The 14,983-nt window shown below is 62.0% G+C and carries 17 protein-coding genes; 4 read left to right on the top strand and 13 right to left on the bottom strand.

Translation table 11 applies throughout. The features are described 5' to 3' along the window. The first annotated feature begins 54 nt into the window (after positions 1–54). Entirely contained in the window at positions 55–666 is a 612-nt protein-coding gene (locus tag IB262_RS15630; RefSeq protein ID WP_034801272.1) for a GNAT family protein, read from the top strand. Next, positions 666–3,575 carry an EAL domain-containing protein gene (locus tag IB262_RS15625; RefSeq protein WP_034801269.1) on the top strand — a complete coding sequence of 970 codons (2,910 nt, stop codon included), beginning with the start codon at positions 666–668 and terminating at the stop codon, positions 3,573–3,575. Before IB262_RS15630 ends, IB262_RS15625 begins: the two co-directional genes overlap by 1 nt. A 115-nt stretch (positions 3,576–3,690) precedes the next feature. Here IB262_RS15625 and IB262_RS15620 read toward each other — a convergent pair whose 3' ends face one another. Continuing rightward, positions 3,691–4,296, bottom strand: coding sequence for a YqgE/AlgH family protein (locus IB262_RS15620; RefSeq protein WP_034801471.1), 606 nt, complete (start codon positions 4,294–4,296; stop codon positions 3,691–3,693). A gap of 169 nt (positions 4,297–4,465) precedes the next feature. Here IB262_RS15620 and IB262_RS15615 point away from each other — a divergent pair, with 169 nt between their 5' ends. Both IB262_RS15615 and IB262_RS15610 read left to right on the top strand, forming a co-directional pair. After that, on the top strand, positions 4,466–5,308 hold the full coding sequence (locus IB262_RS15615; RefSeq protein WP_060584169.1) for a protein-disulfide reductase DsbD domain-containing protein: 843 nt from the start codon (positions 4,466–4,468) through the stop codon (positions 5,306–5,308). A 73-nt stretch (positions 5,309–5,381) separates the two neighbouring features. Next, on the top strand, positions 5,382–5,867 hold the full coding sequence (locus IB262_RS15610; protein WP_034801256.1) for a peroxiredoxin: 486 nt from the start codon (positions 5,382–5,384) through the stop codon (positions 5,865–5,867). Positions 5,868–5,918: 51 nt separating this feature from the next. Here the strand turns inward: IB262_RS15610 and rnhA are convergent, their stop codons facing one another. The 12 genes from rnhA to ctaD form a co-directional block, all read right to left on the bottom strand. Continuing rightward, on the bottom strand, positions 5,919–6,386 hold the full coding sequence (rnhA, locus tag IB262_RS15605) for a ribonuclease HI (RefSeq protein ID WP_034801253.1): 468 nt from the start codon (positions 6,384–6,386) through the stop codon (positions 5,919–5,921). Next, positions 6,383–7,363 carry a homoserine kinase gene (locus tag IB262_RS15600; protein WP_060516301.1) on the bottom strand — a complete coding sequence of 327 codons (981 nt, stop codon included), beginning with the start codon at positions 7,361–7,363 and terminating at the stop codon, positions 6,383–6,385. The genes rnhA and IB262_RS15600 overlap by 4 nt, the downstream gene beginning before the upstream one ends. 40 nt (positions 7,364–7,403) lie before the next feature. Then, positions 7,404–8,414 (bottom strand): 4-hydroxy-3-methylbut-2-enyl diphosphate reductase, encoded by a 1,011-nt coding sequence (gene ispH / locus IB262_RS15595; RefSeq protein WP_034801247.1) that lies wholly within the window; start codon positions 8,412–8,414, stop codon positions 7,404–7,406. A 3-nt stretch (positions 8,415–8,417) separates the two neighbouring features. Further along, positions 8,418–8,783, bottom strand: coding sequence for a DUF1304 domain-containing protein (locus tag IB262_RS15590; RefSeq protein ID WP_034801245.1), 366 nt, complete (start codon positions 8,781–8,783; stop codon positions 8,418–8,420). Between the two features lie 54 nt (positions 8,784–8,837). Next, positions 8,838–9,605, bottom strand: a complete 768-nt coding sequence (locus IB262_RS15585) for an SURF1 family protein (protein WP_192493685.1) — start codon at positions 9,603–9,605, stop codon at positions 8,838–8,840. Next, complete coding sequence (locus tag IB262_RS15580; protein WP_034801241.1) at positions 9,574–9,957, bottom strand: DUF983 domain-containing protein; 384 nt, start codon at positions 9,955–9,957, stop codon at positions 9,574–9,576. Before IB262_RS15580 ends, IB262_RS15585 begins: the two co-directional genes overlap by 32 nt. Then, a complete protein-coding gene (locus IB262_RS15575; RefSeq protein ID WP_112975863.1) occupies positions 9,954–10,442 on the bottom strand; it encodes a L,D-transpeptidase family protein in 489 nt (162 codons plus the stop codon). The genes IB262_RS15580 and IB262_RS15575 overlap by 4 nt, the downstream gene beginning before the upstream one ends. Before the next feature lie 100 nt (positions 10,443–10,542). Beyond that, positions 10,543–11,421: a cytochrome c oxidase subunit 3 gene (locus IB262_RS15570; protein ID WP_034801236.1), complete on the bottom strand. Its 879-nt coding sequence runs from the start codon at positions 11,419–11,421 to the stop codon at positions 10,543–10,545. Positions 11,422–11,485: 64 nt separating this feature from the next. Further along, positions 11,486–12,079 (bottom strand): cytochrome c oxidase assembly protein, encoded by a 594-nt coding sequence (locus IB262_RS15565; RefSeq protein WP_192493684.1) that lies wholly within the window; start codon positions 12,077–12,079, stop codon positions 11,486–11,488. An 11-nt stretch (positions 12,080–12,090) separates the two neighbouring features. Then, positions 12,091–12,231 carry a hypothetical protein gene (locus IB262_RS15560; protein ID WP_043619862.1) on the bottom strand — a complete coding sequence of 47 codons (141 nt, stop codon included), beginning with the start codon at positions 12,229–12,231 and terminating at the stop codon, positions 12,091–12,093. Next, complete coding sequence (locus tag IB262_RS15555) at positions 12,231–13,187, bottom strand: heme o synthase (protein ID WP_034801469.1); 957 nt, start codon at positions 13,185–13,187, stop codon at positions 12,231–12,233. Before IB262_RS15555 ends, IB262_RS15560 begins: the two co-directional genes overlap by 1 nt. A gap of 98 nt (positions 13,188–13,285) precedes the next feature. After that, positions 13,286–14,974, bottom strand: a complete 1,689-nt coding sequence (ctaD, locus tag IB262_RS15550) for a cytochrome c oxidase subunit I (RefSeq protein WP_034801224.1) — start codon at positions 14,972–14,974, stop codon at positions 13,286–13,288. Between the last annotated feature and the right edge of the window lie 9 nt (positions 14,975–14,983).

Below are 14,983 nucleotides of genomic sequence, written 5' to 3'. Positions count from 1 at the left end.
CGGGCGGATGGTACAAGGTCCTCGCGCGTAAACGGAACGGCCTCGGAGGCAGCTATGACACGATCGGTTTTTCGGTTCCTGTCGCGGCAGCCGGAGACGGTCGAAATCGCTGACCAGAATTACCTGCTCCGCCTCCCCCGCTATTCCGATTATCGCCAGTGGTATCAGCTCAGAAGCGACAGCCGCGCCTTCCTGGAGCCGTGGGAGCCGACCTGGCGCACCGACGAAATGACCGAGAGCGCCTTCCGCGGCCGGGTCGTCCGCAACGAGCAGGAATATGCCTCCGGCCAGGCGGTACCGCTCTTCCTTTTCCACAAGCCAGGCGAGGTCCTGCTCGGCGGACTGACGATCGGCCACATTCGCCGCGGCGCCGGGCAAAACTGCATGATCGGCTACTGGATGGGCGCGCGCCACGCGGGCAAAGGCCACATGTTTGCGGCCCTCAGGCTCGCGATCCCCTACATCTTTTCGACCCTTGAGTTGCACCGTATTGAAGCAGCCTGTATTCCGGACAACTCAAGAAGCATCCGGCTCCTTGAAAAGGCCGGTTTTGAGCGTGAAGGCTATTTAAGACAGTACTTGAGAATCAACGGCCAGTGGCGAGACCATCTGCTCTTTTCTCTCCTGTCCGACGATGCCCTACCGAACAGGAATATGCCCCTTTGATGCCTCTAGCCCGCTCGCCCTTCGCCTGGTCAGCCTCCAAGCTGGCAGCGTTTCTGATAACGCTCACGACGATTTTCTGTGCGCTCGGCGGCGCGGCCCAGGCTTTGGAGCCGGTCAAGATTTCGCGTGAAGACACGGCGCTCGACCTGACGGCAACGACCGAAATCTACAGCGGCCGCAACGAAGCCTTTCAGGTTTCGACAGCACCCGGAACCGACGGCATCGTGCGCCGCATCGAAGTGCGCTCCAACAGTGCGGATCATCAGGGCGACTGGGCTGTGTTCGCGCTCGCCAACGTTTCGGCCGAACCGCTCGACCGCGTGATCGTCGCACCGCATTTCCGACTGGTGAATTCCAAGCTCTTCTGGCCGGACCTCGGCTCCAAGCGCATTCTTTCGATCACGCCGAGCGAAGGCTCCGCGCTCAGCCGCGAACCGAGCGACGAGGCGGACGTTTTCCGCATCACGCTGGCGCCGGGCGTCATCATCACCTTCGTCGCCGAGCTGGCAACACCGGAACTGCCGCAAATCTATCTCTGGGAGCCGGACTCCTACAAGGACACGGTCAACGCCTTCACGCTCTATCGCGGCATCGTGCTCGGCATTGCCGGCCTGCTTGCGGTGTTCCTGACCATCCTTTTCGTCGTCAAGGGAACCTCGATGCTGCCGGCAACGGCAGCCCTTGCCTGGGCCGTTCTCGCCTATATCTGCGTCGACTTCGGCTTCCTGTCGAAGCTCATCAGCGTGACGGCGGGGGACGAGCGAATATGGCGCGCGGGCACAGAGGTCTTCCTTGCGGCCGGCCTCGTGATCTTCCTGTTCACATACCTCAATCTCAACCGCTGGCACCAGCATCTCGGCTATGCGACGCTCGCCTGGATCCTCGGCCTCGGCCTGCTCTTCGGCGTCGCCGTCTACGACCCGGCGATCGCATCCGGCATCGCCCGCCTCTCCTTCGCGCTGACCGGCACGGTCGGCATCGTCCTGATCGCCTATCTCGGCTTCAACCGCTACGACCGCGCGATCCTTCTCGTTCCCGCCTGGCTGCTGATCCTCGTCTGGCTCTTCGGCGCCTGGCTGACGGTCACCGGCCAGCTCGCCAACGACATCGTGCAGCCGGCGCTCGGCGGTGGTCTCGTGCTGATCGTACTGTTGATCGGCTTTACCGTCATGCAGCACGCGGTCGCCGGCAGCGGCTACCAGCAGGGCCTGTTCTCCGATCTCGAGCGCCAGTCGCTGGCGCTCACCGGCTCCGGCGACACCGTCTGGGACTGGGACGTCGCCCGCGACCGGGTGGTGACGATGCCCGATATCTCGACGCAGCTCGGCCTGTCGCTCGGCAGCATGCACGGCCCCTTGCGCAACTGGCTTCCGCGGCTTCACCCTGACGATCGCGACCGCTTCCGCGCCACACTCGACGTGTTGCTGGAACGCCGCCGCGGCAAGCTGAACCATGAATTCCGCGTACGCGCCGAGGACGGCCACTATCACTGGCTCTCGATCCGTGCCCGGCCGGTGCTTGGTGCCAACGGCGAAATCATCCGCTGCGTCGGCACGATCATCGACATTACCGAACAGCGCAACTCGGTCGAACGGCTGCTGCACAACGCCCTGCTCGACAATCTGACCGGGCTTCCGAACCGTCAGGTCTTCCTCGACCGGCTGCAGGCGATGCTCTTGATGGCCGACGGCAGCAACTCGGTCCGCCCGACGGTGCTTGCGATCGACATCGACCGCTACAAGCAGGTCAACGATCTCTTGGGCATTGCCGCCGGCGATAACATCCTCATCGCGCTGACGCGGCGCCTGCGCCGGCTGCTGCGCCCGCAGGACACGCTGGCTCGCCTCGGTGGCGACCAGTTCGGCCTGATCCTGATGTCCGAGCGCGATCCGGCCAAAGTCGCCGATTTCGCCGATGCGGTGAGCAAGGCGATCATGGTGCCCCTCAACTACGGCAACCGCGAAATCAACCTGACCGCATCGATCGGGCTCGTCTCCTGGCTCGACCAGGAACAGAGTGCGACCGGCCTTCTCGACGATGCAGAGCTCGCGATGTTCCGGGCCAAGAAGGAAGGCGGCAACCGCGTCGAGCCTTTCCGCCCGGCCTTCCGCACCTCCGGCTCGGACCGTATGCAGCTTGAAGCCGATCTCAAGAAGGCAATCGAGCGCAAGGAACTTTCTCTCGTCTACCAGCCGATCGTGCGGTTGAACGATGCCGAGATCGCCGGCTTCGAGGCCCTGATGCGCTGGGATCACCCCAAGCGTGGCAACATCTCGCCGACCGAGTTCATCCCGATCGCCGAGAATTCCGACCTCATCAACCAGCTCGGCATGTTCGCCTTCGACCGGGCGACCAGCGACCTGACGGAATGGCAGCTGCAGACCGGCGATCTGCCGATCTTCGTCTCGATCAACCTTTCGAGCGCTCAGCTTCTCAACAATGAGCTTTATGATGACGTCCGTGCCATTCTCACCAAGAACCGCTGCGACCCGGGCAAGGTGAAGATGGAGCTGACGGAATCGCTGGTAATGGAAAATCCGGAGCAGGCCCGTCTCGTACTCGAAAAGCTGAAGGAAGCCGGTCTCAAGCTGGCACTCGACGACTTCGGCACAGGCCACTCGTCGCTCTCCTACCTCACCCGCTTCCCCTTCGACACGATCAAGATCGACAAGGCGCTGGTGCGCGACCCAAGCGACAAGCGCGGCATCCTCTTGCGCTCCGTCATCACGATGGCGCGCGAGCTCGACATGCAGGTGGTGGCCGAGGGCATCGAATCCGAGGACGACGCAATCCAGCTGTCGCAGATGGGCTGCGACTATGGGCAGAGCTTCCTCTTCGGTCCGCCGATCGGTTCGGAATCGATCCAGCGCCTGCTGAAGGAACGCTTTCCACTGATGAAGCGGGCGTAATCGCCAAGGCGACGCCGCTCAGCGCGCAGACCAACGTCTCCAGGCCCGTCGGTTACAATCCGACGGGCTTTTCATTTCTGCATCAAGGATCTGGGAAAGGTCGGTCAGCCGCCAATCAGGCGTGGCCGGCATCCATGGAGAGCATCGCGGCCGAAACACCCATCAGCGCCAGCGCCCGATCGTATTTGTCGTCGAGCGCCTTGTCGAAGATCAGTTCATCGCGCGCCGGGCATGTGAGCCAGCCATTCTGGGTGATTTCCGATTCGAGCTGGCCCGGTCCCCACCCGGCGTAGCCGAGCATCATTGTCGCGCGCACAGGCCCCTCCCCGCGCGAAATGGCGCGGACGATGTCGAGCGTCGCCGTCAGGCAGATATCGTCGCTGACGGGAATGCTGGAATCGCTCAGATAATCGTCGGAATGCAGCACGAAGCCGCGCCCGGTCTCGACCGGACCGCCCGCCTGAATCTGGAAATCCCGTGTTACCTGCGGGAGTCGGATCGCCTCGTCCTCATCGAGAAGATCGAGGTGAAGCAGCACGTCAGGAAAGGTCAGTTGCTGCGGCCGGTTGAGAATGAAGCCCATGGCGCCATCGTCCGAATGGGCGCAGATGAAGATGACCGTGCGAGCGAAATTGGCGTCAAACATCCCGGGCATGGCGATCAGGAACTGACCGTCAAGAAAGCCTCGCTCGCGTCTCTTTTGCGCCATCGGAGTAGCCATCATGCGAACAGCCTATCAATTCGCCGCGAAATGAAAAGCGCCTCAGCGTCGCGGCCCATAATTATTGCACGCACGGCGTTCACTTCGCCGTGTCCGATCAAGCAATTATGATCGTTGCGTCCGTCGCAGCGTCTGGAGCGGTTTTGGCAAAAGCGATATTGCTTGCCGTATGATCCAGTGCTTCACCCACCAGAAAATGGCCCAGTTCATCGGCGCGGCAAGCCTTGCCGGCTGTTTTTTTCTCCCCTTCGGCGCCAACGCGGCCACCAGCGAGTGGGTCACCTCCCCCGGCGGCATGATCCGTCTGGTCGCCGCCCAGCCCAAAGAGGATGGCACGATCCCGGCGACGCTGGAGGTCAAGCTCAACCCTGGCTGGAAGACCTATTGGCGCGAGCCGGGTGCAAGCGGCATTCCCCCGCAGGTGACGCTCGACCCGGCAGGCGACGTGGAGCTGGAAAAGATCGGCTTCCCGGTGCCCAAGACGTTCGACGACGGCGTCGTGCGCTACATCGGCTATGACAGGCCGGTCGCCTTTCCACTGACCTTGAAGCGCGTCCACGGCAGCGGCGACGTTACCATTCGCGCCTCCGTGTTCCTCGGCATCTGCGAGGACATCTGCATCCCCATTCAGGGCGAGCTGACGCTCGCCATCAAGCAAGGCGGCTTCGACAATCCGCTCGACGGCGCGCGGATCGACGATGCCGTTGCCGCGTTGCCGGAGGCGCCGTCGGCTGATTTCTCGGTGACGGCGAGCCGCTACGATGCCGACAAGGCGCTGATGCATCTGTCGGTTCGCCTGCCCGTCGACGACAAGGATCCGGAACTCTTTCTCGCCGGACCTTCGGGCATTTCGTTCGGCAAGCCCGAGATCCAGCCTGCAGGCGACAGGGCGTTAGACGCAGCCGTTCCGGTGAGGCTCACGGGCAAGGACAGGGAACTCAAAGGCAAGCCGATCGTTTTGACTGTGCGCGCCCAGGGCCGCAGCATGGAGACGACCCTTGCCTTTGATTAGGGCGCATCTATAGTCCGCCGAGTTCTCCGACGAGTGCGGAGAAGCGAGACGCAAGCAACGCAAGGAGAGTGCCGTGACCATTGCCGTCGGAGACAAGCTGCCAGCCGCAACCTTCAAGGAAAAGACCGCCGACGGTCCCGTCGAGGTCACCACCGATCAGCTCTTTGCCGGCAAGCGCGTCGTGCTCTTTGCCGTTCCCGGCGCGTTCACGCCCACCTGCTCGCTCAACCACCTGCCCGGCTATCTCGAAAACCGCGACGCGATCCTTGCCCGCGGTGTCGACGACATCGCCGTGGTCTCGGTCAACGACCTGCATGTGATGGGTGCCTGGGCGACCACGTCGGGCGGCATGGGCAAGATTCACTTCCTCTCGGACTGGAACGCCGCCTTCACCAAGGCGCTCGGTATGGACATCGACCTGTCGGCCGGCACGCTCGGTGTGCGCTCCAAGCGCTATTCGATGCTCGTCGAGGACGGCGTGGTGAAGTCGCTCAATCTCGAAGAAAGCCCTGGCCAGGCGACCGTTTCGGGCGCCGCCGCCATGCTCGAGCAGCTCTGAGCGCAGAAGCGAGTGCAAGTGAAAAACGGGCCTCAGCGGCCCGTTTTTTTTTCATTTCACGAGAAGTGAGTCCGAACGACGCCCCTTCTTATAGGGTTCCATGCCCTTGCGGGCGAGCTCGTCGGCGCGTTCGTTTTCCGGATGACCGGCATGGCCCTTGACCCAGTGCCATGTCACCTTGTGGCGGCGATTGGCTTCGTCCAGCCGCTGCCAGAGCTCGCCGTTTTTCACCGGCTTCTTGTCCGCAGTCTTCCAGCCGTTCTTCTTCCAGCCGTGGATCCACTTGGAGATACCGTCCATCACATATTTGCTGTCGGTGTAGAGATCGACCTCGCAGGCGCTCTTCAGGGCGTCGAGCGCCGAGATTGCCGCCAGCAGCTCCATGCGGTTGTTGGTGGTCTCGGCCTCGCCGCCGGACAGCTCCTTTTCCACCTCGCCATAGCGCAGCACAGCGCCCCAACCGCCCGGCCCCGGATTGCCCGAGCAGGCACCGTCGGTGAAGATATCGACATGTTTCATGCCTGACCCCCGTCCCGGCGCAGGCCATATTCGGCGCTGGACGTAATCGCCCGGTGGAACCGGATCTTCGTCAGATATTCGAGCGGATCCTTCTTGACCACCAACGCGCCCGCGGGCGTCATCAGCCAGTCGTAGAGGCGCGTCAGGAAGAAGCGCAGCGCCGAGCCGCGGCAAAGCAGCGGCAGGGCGTCGACCTCGGCAGGCGTCAGCTTGCGCACGCTCTCGTAGCCCGAAAGCATCGCCATGCCCTTGGTGATGTTGTAGGAGCCGTTCTTCTCGAAGCACCAGGAATTGAGGCAGACGGCGACGTCATAGGCGAGATAGTCGTTGCAGGCGAAGTAGAAGTCGATCAGCCCGGAGAGCTGGTCGCCGAGGAAGAAGACGTTGTCCGGAAAGAGATCGGCGTGGATGACGCCTTCCGGCAGCGATTTCGGCCAATGGCGCTCCAGATGTTCGAGCTCCGCCGATATCTCGTCCTTGAGACCTGCCTGAACCTCATCGGCGCGCACTTCGGAATTGACCCAGAGCGGTCGCCAGCCGCCGACGGAGAGCGCATTGGTGCGCTTCAGCGCAAAGCCTTCGCCGGCGACGTGCATGGCCGCCAGCGCCTTGCCCACTTCGTGGCAGTGCTTGGCTTCAGGCTTTCTCAGCCACATGCCCTCGAGGAAGGAGATGACGGCGGCAGGGCGGCCGGAGAGCTCACCGAGCAACTCGCCATCGGCGCGCGGCAGCGGCAGCGGGCAGGACAACCCACGCTCGGCCAGATGATGCATGAGGCCCAGGAAGAACGGCAGGTCGCCGGCATTCACGCGCTTTTCGTAGAGCGTGAGGATGTAGGAGCCTTTGGTCGTGTGCAGCAGGAAATTGGAGTTCTCGACACCCTCGGCGATCCCCTTGTAGGAGGTCAGCTGGCCGACGTCGTAAGCGGTGAGAAAACGGGCGAGATCGTCTTCCGTAATATCGGTGTAAACGGCCAAGGGTGTCCACTCTCAAGAAAATGCGGGCAGGGAATGCGGCTTATTCGCCGTTGACGAAGGCCATGTCGGCAGCCGTCAGCGGCACGTGGCGGATCTCGCGGTTGACGAGGAAGTTCTCGTTCTCCTCGACCGTATCGGCAAGTTCCACCGAAGCGTCGTAGCGTTCGCGAAACGCCTCGATGATCTCGTTGACGATTACTTCCGGCGCAGACGCGCCGGCCGACAGGCCGACCGTAGAGATATCGCCGATTTCGTCCCAGTCGATTTCCGACGCCCGCTGGACCAGCACGGATTTTTTCGCACCGGCCCGAAGGGCCACCTCGACAAGCCGCTTGGAATTGGACGAGTTGGGCGCACCGACGACCAGGAACAGGTCGCAGCCGGGTGCTGCCTGCTTCACCGCCTCCTGGCGATTGGTGGTGGCGTAGCAAATCGAATCGGCGGCGGGCGCCGTCAGGTTCGGGAAGCGCTCGTGCAGCCGCTTGATGACGCCGGCGGTGTCATCGACCGACAGTGTCGTCTGGGTGACGAAACCAAGATTGTCCGGGTCCGGCGGCTGATAGACGTCGGCGTCCTCGACGGTCTCGACCAGGGATACCGTGCCTTCAGGCAATTGGCCCATAGTGCCGATCACTTCCGGATGGCCGGCATGGCCGATCAGGACCACATGGCGGCCGAGGCGGTTGTGGCGCATCGCCTGCTTGTGGACTTTGGAGACCAGCGGACAGGTGGCGTCGAGATAGAAAAGGTTGCGGGCATCCGCGTCGGCGGGCACCGATTTCGGCACGCCGTGCGCCGAAAAGACGACCGGTTGCTTGCGGTGCTCCGGCGGGATCTCGTCGAGCTCTTCAACGAAGATTGCGCCCTTGGCTTCGAGGCCTTCGACGACGTAGCGATTGTGGACGATCTCATGGCGGACATAGACCGGTGCGCCGAATTCCTTCAGCGCCAGGACGACGATCTGGATCGCGCGGTCGACGCCGGCGCAGAAGCCGCGCGGGCCGCAAAGGCGGATGGTGATCGGGGACTTTTCTGCCGCTGATGATGCCATGGATCAGGATGCCATTAGTAGGAAAACGAGCGCTGCGATCGCCGGGCCGCCCTGGATGAGGAGGATGCGCGGCTTGACCGACCACGCGCCATATATAGCGGCAACGACCACGCACACAAGGAAGAACACCTTCAGCTGAAAGGCAAAGGCGGCTTCCGCCTGGATCAACGACCAGAACAGACCGGCGGCAAGAAAGCCGTTGTAGAGCCCCTGGTTGGCCGCGAGCACCCGTGTCGCCTCGGCCTGCTCGGCCGTCATGCGGAACACGGCTCTTCCCTTCGGCCCGGTCCACAGGAACATTTCCAGCACCAGAAAGCCGATATGCAGCAAGCCGGTCAAAGCAATCAATGTGTTTGCAATGATCGTCATAATTGCTCCCACCGCCGTTCGTCCCACACGGTTAGCATGACGGCAAACGCGCGACTATCGCCCGCGGCGCATTGCATAGATGCCGCTGACCAACACCAGAGCCGCTGCCAGCCCATACCAGGTCAGCGCATATTGCAGGTGGTTGTTGGGCAGGTCGAACTGGGTGACACCGCCAATCGGCAGACCGCCCGGATTGGGCGTCGCATCGGCATCGACGAACAGCGGCACGACCTTGTCGGCGGGAAGGCCGACGGAAGACGCCATCGTGTCGAGATCCTTCCAGTAGAAGATGTTCTTGGCGAGGTCGTTGTCGGGAACGAGCGACGACGGCCTTCCGTCAAGCTTCGGCCTTGCAAGACCATGAACGCCGACGAAGGCGGGAAGCTCGCCGGCAAGCCGGGTCGATGCATCCTTCTGCTCGAAAGGCACGAAACCGCGATTGACGAAGAGAAAACGGTCGTCGTCCAGCCGTAGCGGCGTGAAGACGTAATAGCCGGTGCGGCCATTGAACGTCGCGAAGAAATGCCGCTCCTTGGTGTGGTCGAACCCACCGGTCACCGAAACCGTGCGGTAGTCGATGTCGCCACCATCAGCGAGGATCTTCTCGATCTCGGCAAGCGTCTCCTGCGGCGCAGACCTGCGCTCGGCCATGGCCGAAAGCAAGCTTTCCTTCCAGTGTAGCCGCTGCATCTGCCAGGTACCGAGCGAGACAAGAATGGCAAATGTCGCGACGAGCAGCAGCAACGTGCCGATGCGGCCGATCAGGCCACGCTTTTTGCTGGTCGCGATCTCAGCCACGGTCGATCTCGCCGGGACGCGCATTGTTGCGGTATTGCAGGTTGATCAGGATACCCTTCAGCATCCGCGTCAGGCCGAGGCTGAAAATCACCGCAAGCGGGATCCACAAGATGAAATGCAGCCAGAGCGGCGGGTTGAAGTTGACCTCCGCCCAGAGCGCCGCGCCGACGACAATGAAGCCGACGATCAGGATCACGAAGACCACCGGACCGTCGCCGGCATCGGCGAACTTGTAGTCGAGATCACAGCTTGCGCAGGCAGGCTTGACCTTCAGAAACCCGTCGAAAAGCTTGCCCTGGCCGCAGCGCGGGCAAAGCCCCTTGATCCCGGTCATCACCGGGTCAACCGGCGGGAAATGTGCCTTGTCTTCACTCACGGCTTGATCTCGATTGGCGTGTTGTTGGGAACCATGCCCCAGATTTCTTCCATTTCGGCATTGGTAACGGCAATGCAGCCATTCGTCCAATCGAAGCGCTGCGTCAAAAAGGCCAGCCAACCGAAATAATTGGGCTGGCCATGGATCATGATCATGCCGCCCGGTTCGACACCGTTCGCGGCAGCGGCAGAGACATCGGCCGGCGCCGGATAAGAGACGTGGATGGACTTGTAGTAACCGCTGCCGGGATTGCGCCAGTCGAGAGAATAGAGCCCTTCCGGCGTCCTCTGGTCTCCCTCCTGACGCTTGTGACCGATGGGGTTGCCGCCGAGCGCAACCGTGTATTCACGGATCACCTGGTCACCTTGGAAGAGCTGCAACAGCCGCCGCTCCTTCTGCACGACAACCCTGTCCGCGCTATCGGCCGCCGCAGCGGGAAAACCGCCGGATACCACTAGCGTCGCAGCCACCAAGGCCAACCTCATTTCCGTCTCCCATCAAGCCGATCTGCGGGCACACCACCAAAAGAACAAGGCGGCTGCATGACTGCAACCGCCTTGTTCCTTGACCTAGATGCTCGCGCTATCAGCCGTGCGCGATCGGCGCGCCCCAGCTTCCCCAGATGTAGATGGAGAAGAACAGGAACAGCCAGACGACGTCAACGAAGTGCCAGTACCAGGCGGCCGCTTCGAAGCCGAAGTGCTGCTTCGGTGTGAAGTCGCCACGCAGTGCGCGGAACAGGCAGACGAGCAGGAAGATCGTGCCGACCAGAACGTGGAAGCCGTGGAAACCGGTCGCCATGAAGAAGGTCGCGCCGTAGATCGAGTCCTTGAAGGCGAAGGGAGCGTGGGCGTATTCGTACGCCTGGACGAAGGAGAACAGCACGCCGAGCACGACCGTCAGCGTCAGGCCGTTGATCAGGCCCTTGCGGTCATTGTGCAGCAGCGCGTGATGCGCCCAGGTCACCGTCGTGCCCGACAAAAGCAGGATGACGGTGTTGTAGAGCGGCAGGTGCCACGGATCGAGCACTTCGATGCCCTTCGGCGGCCAGACGCCACCGGTGAAGGTAGCGCGGGTTGCCTGGATGGCTTCACCCGGGAACAGGCTCGCATCGAAGAAGGCCCAGAACCAGGCCGCGAAGAACATCACTTCAGAAGCGATGAACATGAGCATGCCGTAGCGCAGATGCAGCGAAACGACGCGGGTGTGGTGGCCCTCGTGCGCTTCCTTCACCGTGTCCGACCACCAGCCGTACATGGTGTAGAGCACGATGATGAGGCCTGCGAGCAGGATCCAGACGTTGGCAAGCTCGAGGCCGAAGATCTTCAGCGAGCTACCCGACAGGTAACGCATGTAGCAGATGCCGCCGAACGCCATGACAAAGGCGCCGATGGAAGCAAGCAGCGGCCAGGGGCTCGGGTCGATGATGTGGTAGTCGTGATTCTTCTGATGCGCACCGGCCATGTCAGTAATCCCCGATATGTCTCTCTCTTGTCGCCCTTCCGGCATAGCCGAAAAGGACCTCCAGTCAAAGTTTGTTCTGTTCCGTCTTCATCTGTGCGACCGGTTTCGACGGTTCGCGCGGATAGAAGGTATAGGAAAGGGTCAGCGTCTTGATGTCCTTGGTCTCCACCGCCTTGACCATGTCCGGATCGACGAAGAATACCACCGGCATCTCCATCTCCTCTCCCGGCTGCAGGGTCGTCTCGGTAAAGCAGAAGCACTGGACCTTGTTGAAATAGGCGCCCGCCTGCATCGGCGTGACGTTGAAGGTCGCCTGGCCCGTCGTCGGCTTCGACGACAAGTTCTTTGCCTTGTACATCACCTGCACCGTTTCACCGATGCGGATGTCGATGTCGCGCTGGACCGGCTTGAACTCCCAGGGCAGGCCCCCCGAAGTGTTCGCGTCAAAGGTGACCTTGACCTTCTCGTCGAGGATGACGTCGGACGCCTGCTCGACGCGCTGCGTCGTGCCGTTATAGCCGGTGACGCGGCAGAACATGTCGTAAAGCGGTACAGCCGCATAGGCCATGCCCACCATGCCGCCAACGAAAGCGAGGCAAGTGCCGACGACGACGCGGTTGGAGCGCTGCGAGCTTGTGGTCTGCGGTGATTTCGTCATGCCATTTCGCCTCAGTTGACCATGCCGTTGCCGAACTTGATCAGCGTGACGATGTAGAAGAGGACGACGAGGCCGAAGAGCACGAAGCCGAGCGCGATGTTGCGGCCGCGGCGCGATTTCTTCTGGGCATCAGTGAGCTTGACGGTTTCCATCAGGCAATACTCCCGGCATTCAGCCAGATATTGACGATCAGGTGATCCGCCATCAGGGCGGAGAAGATCACGAACAGATACATGATCGAGAAGGCAAAGAGCTTCTTGGCCGGCAGCATGCGCTCATCTGATTCCGGCATGCGCAACACGCCGATAGAGTACCACACGAAGCCAAGGCCGAGGGCCGCTGCGACTGCGCCGTAACCAATGCTCGCAAAACCGAGCAAGGTGGGACAGATGCCGATAAGTGCAGTCAGAACGGCGTAGATGACGATTTGCTTCTTGGTGGTCGCCTGGCCGCAGACATTCGGCATCATCGGTACGCCGACGGCGCCGTAGTCGCCCATCTTGAAGAGGGCGAGCGCCCAGAAGTGCGCCGGGGTCCACAGGAAGGTGATCAGGAAAAGCACGATGCTCTCCACCGACACGGCGCCGGTCACGCAGGCCCAGCCGATCATCGGTGGGAAAGCGCCGGCAGCACCGCCGATGACGATGTTCTGCGGCGTCGAGCGCTTCAGCCACATCGTGTAGATGACCACGTAGAAGAAGATGGTGAAGGCGAGCAACCCGGCTGCGAGCCAATTGACGGCGAGCCCGAGGATGATCACGGAAAAAGCAGACAGCGTCAGGCCGAATGCCAGCGCTTCCTGCGGCAGGATCTTGCCTGCCGGGATCGGGCGCTTGGCGGTACGGGTCATGACCGCGTCGATGTCGGCGTCATACCACATGTTCAGCGCGCCCGAGGCGCCAGCGCCGACGGCGATGCAGAGGATGGCGATGAAACCGATGAAAGGATTGATGTGTCCTGGTGCCAGCACCAGCCCGGCGAATGCCGTGAAGACGACCAGGGACATGACACGCGGCTTCAGAAGCTCGAAGTAATCGCGCGCAGAGGCTTCGGACAGGCGCGGTACGCCTTCCATGCCGACTGCTTCGTGATTGTCGATGACCGTCATGTCCTGTCCCTGCAAAAGTCCCGGCCGCAAGGGCCGTGTGTCGCCGGTTGCCCGGCGGGGTGAAGCCGCCGGAACCGGCGGCTTCTGTTCGTTGCCCGTCACTTGATGCGCGGGAGCTGTTCCCACTGGTGGAACGGCGGCGGCGAAGACAGCTGCCATTCCAGAGTGTTCGCGCCCTCGCCCCACGGGTTGTCGCCAGCGACGCGCTTCTTGGCGAAGGCTTCGAAGACGCCGAAGAGGAAGATCAGGACGCCGACGGCTGCGATGTAGGAGCCGTAGGACGAAACCATGTTCCAGCCGGCATAAGCATCCGGATAGTCGATGTAACGGCGCGGCATGCCTGCGAGGCCGAGGAAGTGCTGCGGGAAGAAGATCAGGTTCACGCCGATGAACATGACCCAGAAGTGCAGCTTGCCGACGAACTCGGAGTACATGTAGCCGGTCATCTTCGGGAACCAGTAGTACCAGGCAGCAAAGATTGCGAAGACAGCGCCGAGCGACAGAACGTAGTGGAAGTGAGCAACCACGTAGTAGGTGTCGTGCAGCGAGCGGTCGAGGCCGGCGTTGGCGAGCTGAACGCCCGTGACGCCACCGACGGTGAACAGGAAGATGAAGCCGATCGCCCAGACCATCGGGGTCGTGAAGCGGATCGAACCACCCCACATCGTCGCGATCCACGAGAAGATCTTAACGCCCGTCGGAACAGCGATGACCATCGTCGCGAAGACGAAGTAGCGCTGCGTGTCGAGCGACATGCCGACTGTGTACATGTGGTGTGCCCACACGATGAAGCCGACGGCGCCGATCGCGACCATGGCGTAGGCCATGCCGAGGTAGCCGAAGATCGGCTTGCGCGAGAAAGTGGAAACGATGTGGCTGACGATGCCGAAGCCCGGCAGGATCAGGATGTAGACTTCCGGGTGACCGAAGAACCAGAACAGGTGCTGGAACAGGATCGGGTCGCCGCCGCCTTCAGGCGCGAAGAAGGCCGTGCCGAAGTTGCGGTCGGTGAGCAGCATGGTGATGCCGCCTGCCAGAACCGGCAGCGAGAGCAGAAGCAGGAAGGCGGTGATCAGAACCGACCAGGCAAAGAGCGGCATCTTGTGCAGCGTCATGCCCGGAGCGCGCATGTTCAGGATCGTGGTGATGAAGTTGATCGCACCGAGGATCGAGGACGCGCCGGCAATGTGCAGGCCGAGGATGACGAAGTCCATCGCCGGTCCTGGCATGCCCGATGTCGAGAATGGCGGATAGATCGTCCACCCTCCCCCTGCGCCGTAGGCACCGGCCGGGCCTTCGACGAACATCGAAAGCAGCACGAGCAGGAAGGCAGGAATGATCAGCCAGAAGGAGATGTTGTTCATGCGCGGGAACGCCATGTCCGGCGCACCGATCATGATCGGAACCATCCAGTTGGCGAAGCCACCGATCAGCGCCGGCATGACCATGAAGAAGATCATGATGAGCGCGTGCGCGGTCGTGAACACGTTGAACATGTGCTTGCCGCCGTCGATGGCAGCATCGCCCTCGAAGCCGTAAACCATCTGCGCCAGGCCGTGGAAGATCTGGATGCCTGGCTCCTGGAGCTCGGCGCGCATGAAGATGGACAGCGTGCCGCCGATGATGCCCGCGAAAATCGCGAAGATCAGGTAGAGCGTGCCGATGTCCTTGTGGTTGGTCGACAGGAACCAGCGCTGGAAGAAGCTCAAAGGCTTATGCGCATGGTCTGCGTGGCCATGATCGGAGTGATCATGGCGTTGGTCGTGATGAACGGCTGTTCCAGCCATGGGTCGAGC

The organism is Ensifer sp. ENS02 (genome assembly GCF_014851885.1).
GTDB lineage: Bacteria > Pseudomonadota > Alphaproteobacteria > Rhizobiales > Rhizobiaceae > Ensifer > Ensifer adhaerens.
This window is presented reverse-complemented; position numbering and strand designations above follow the sequence as displayed.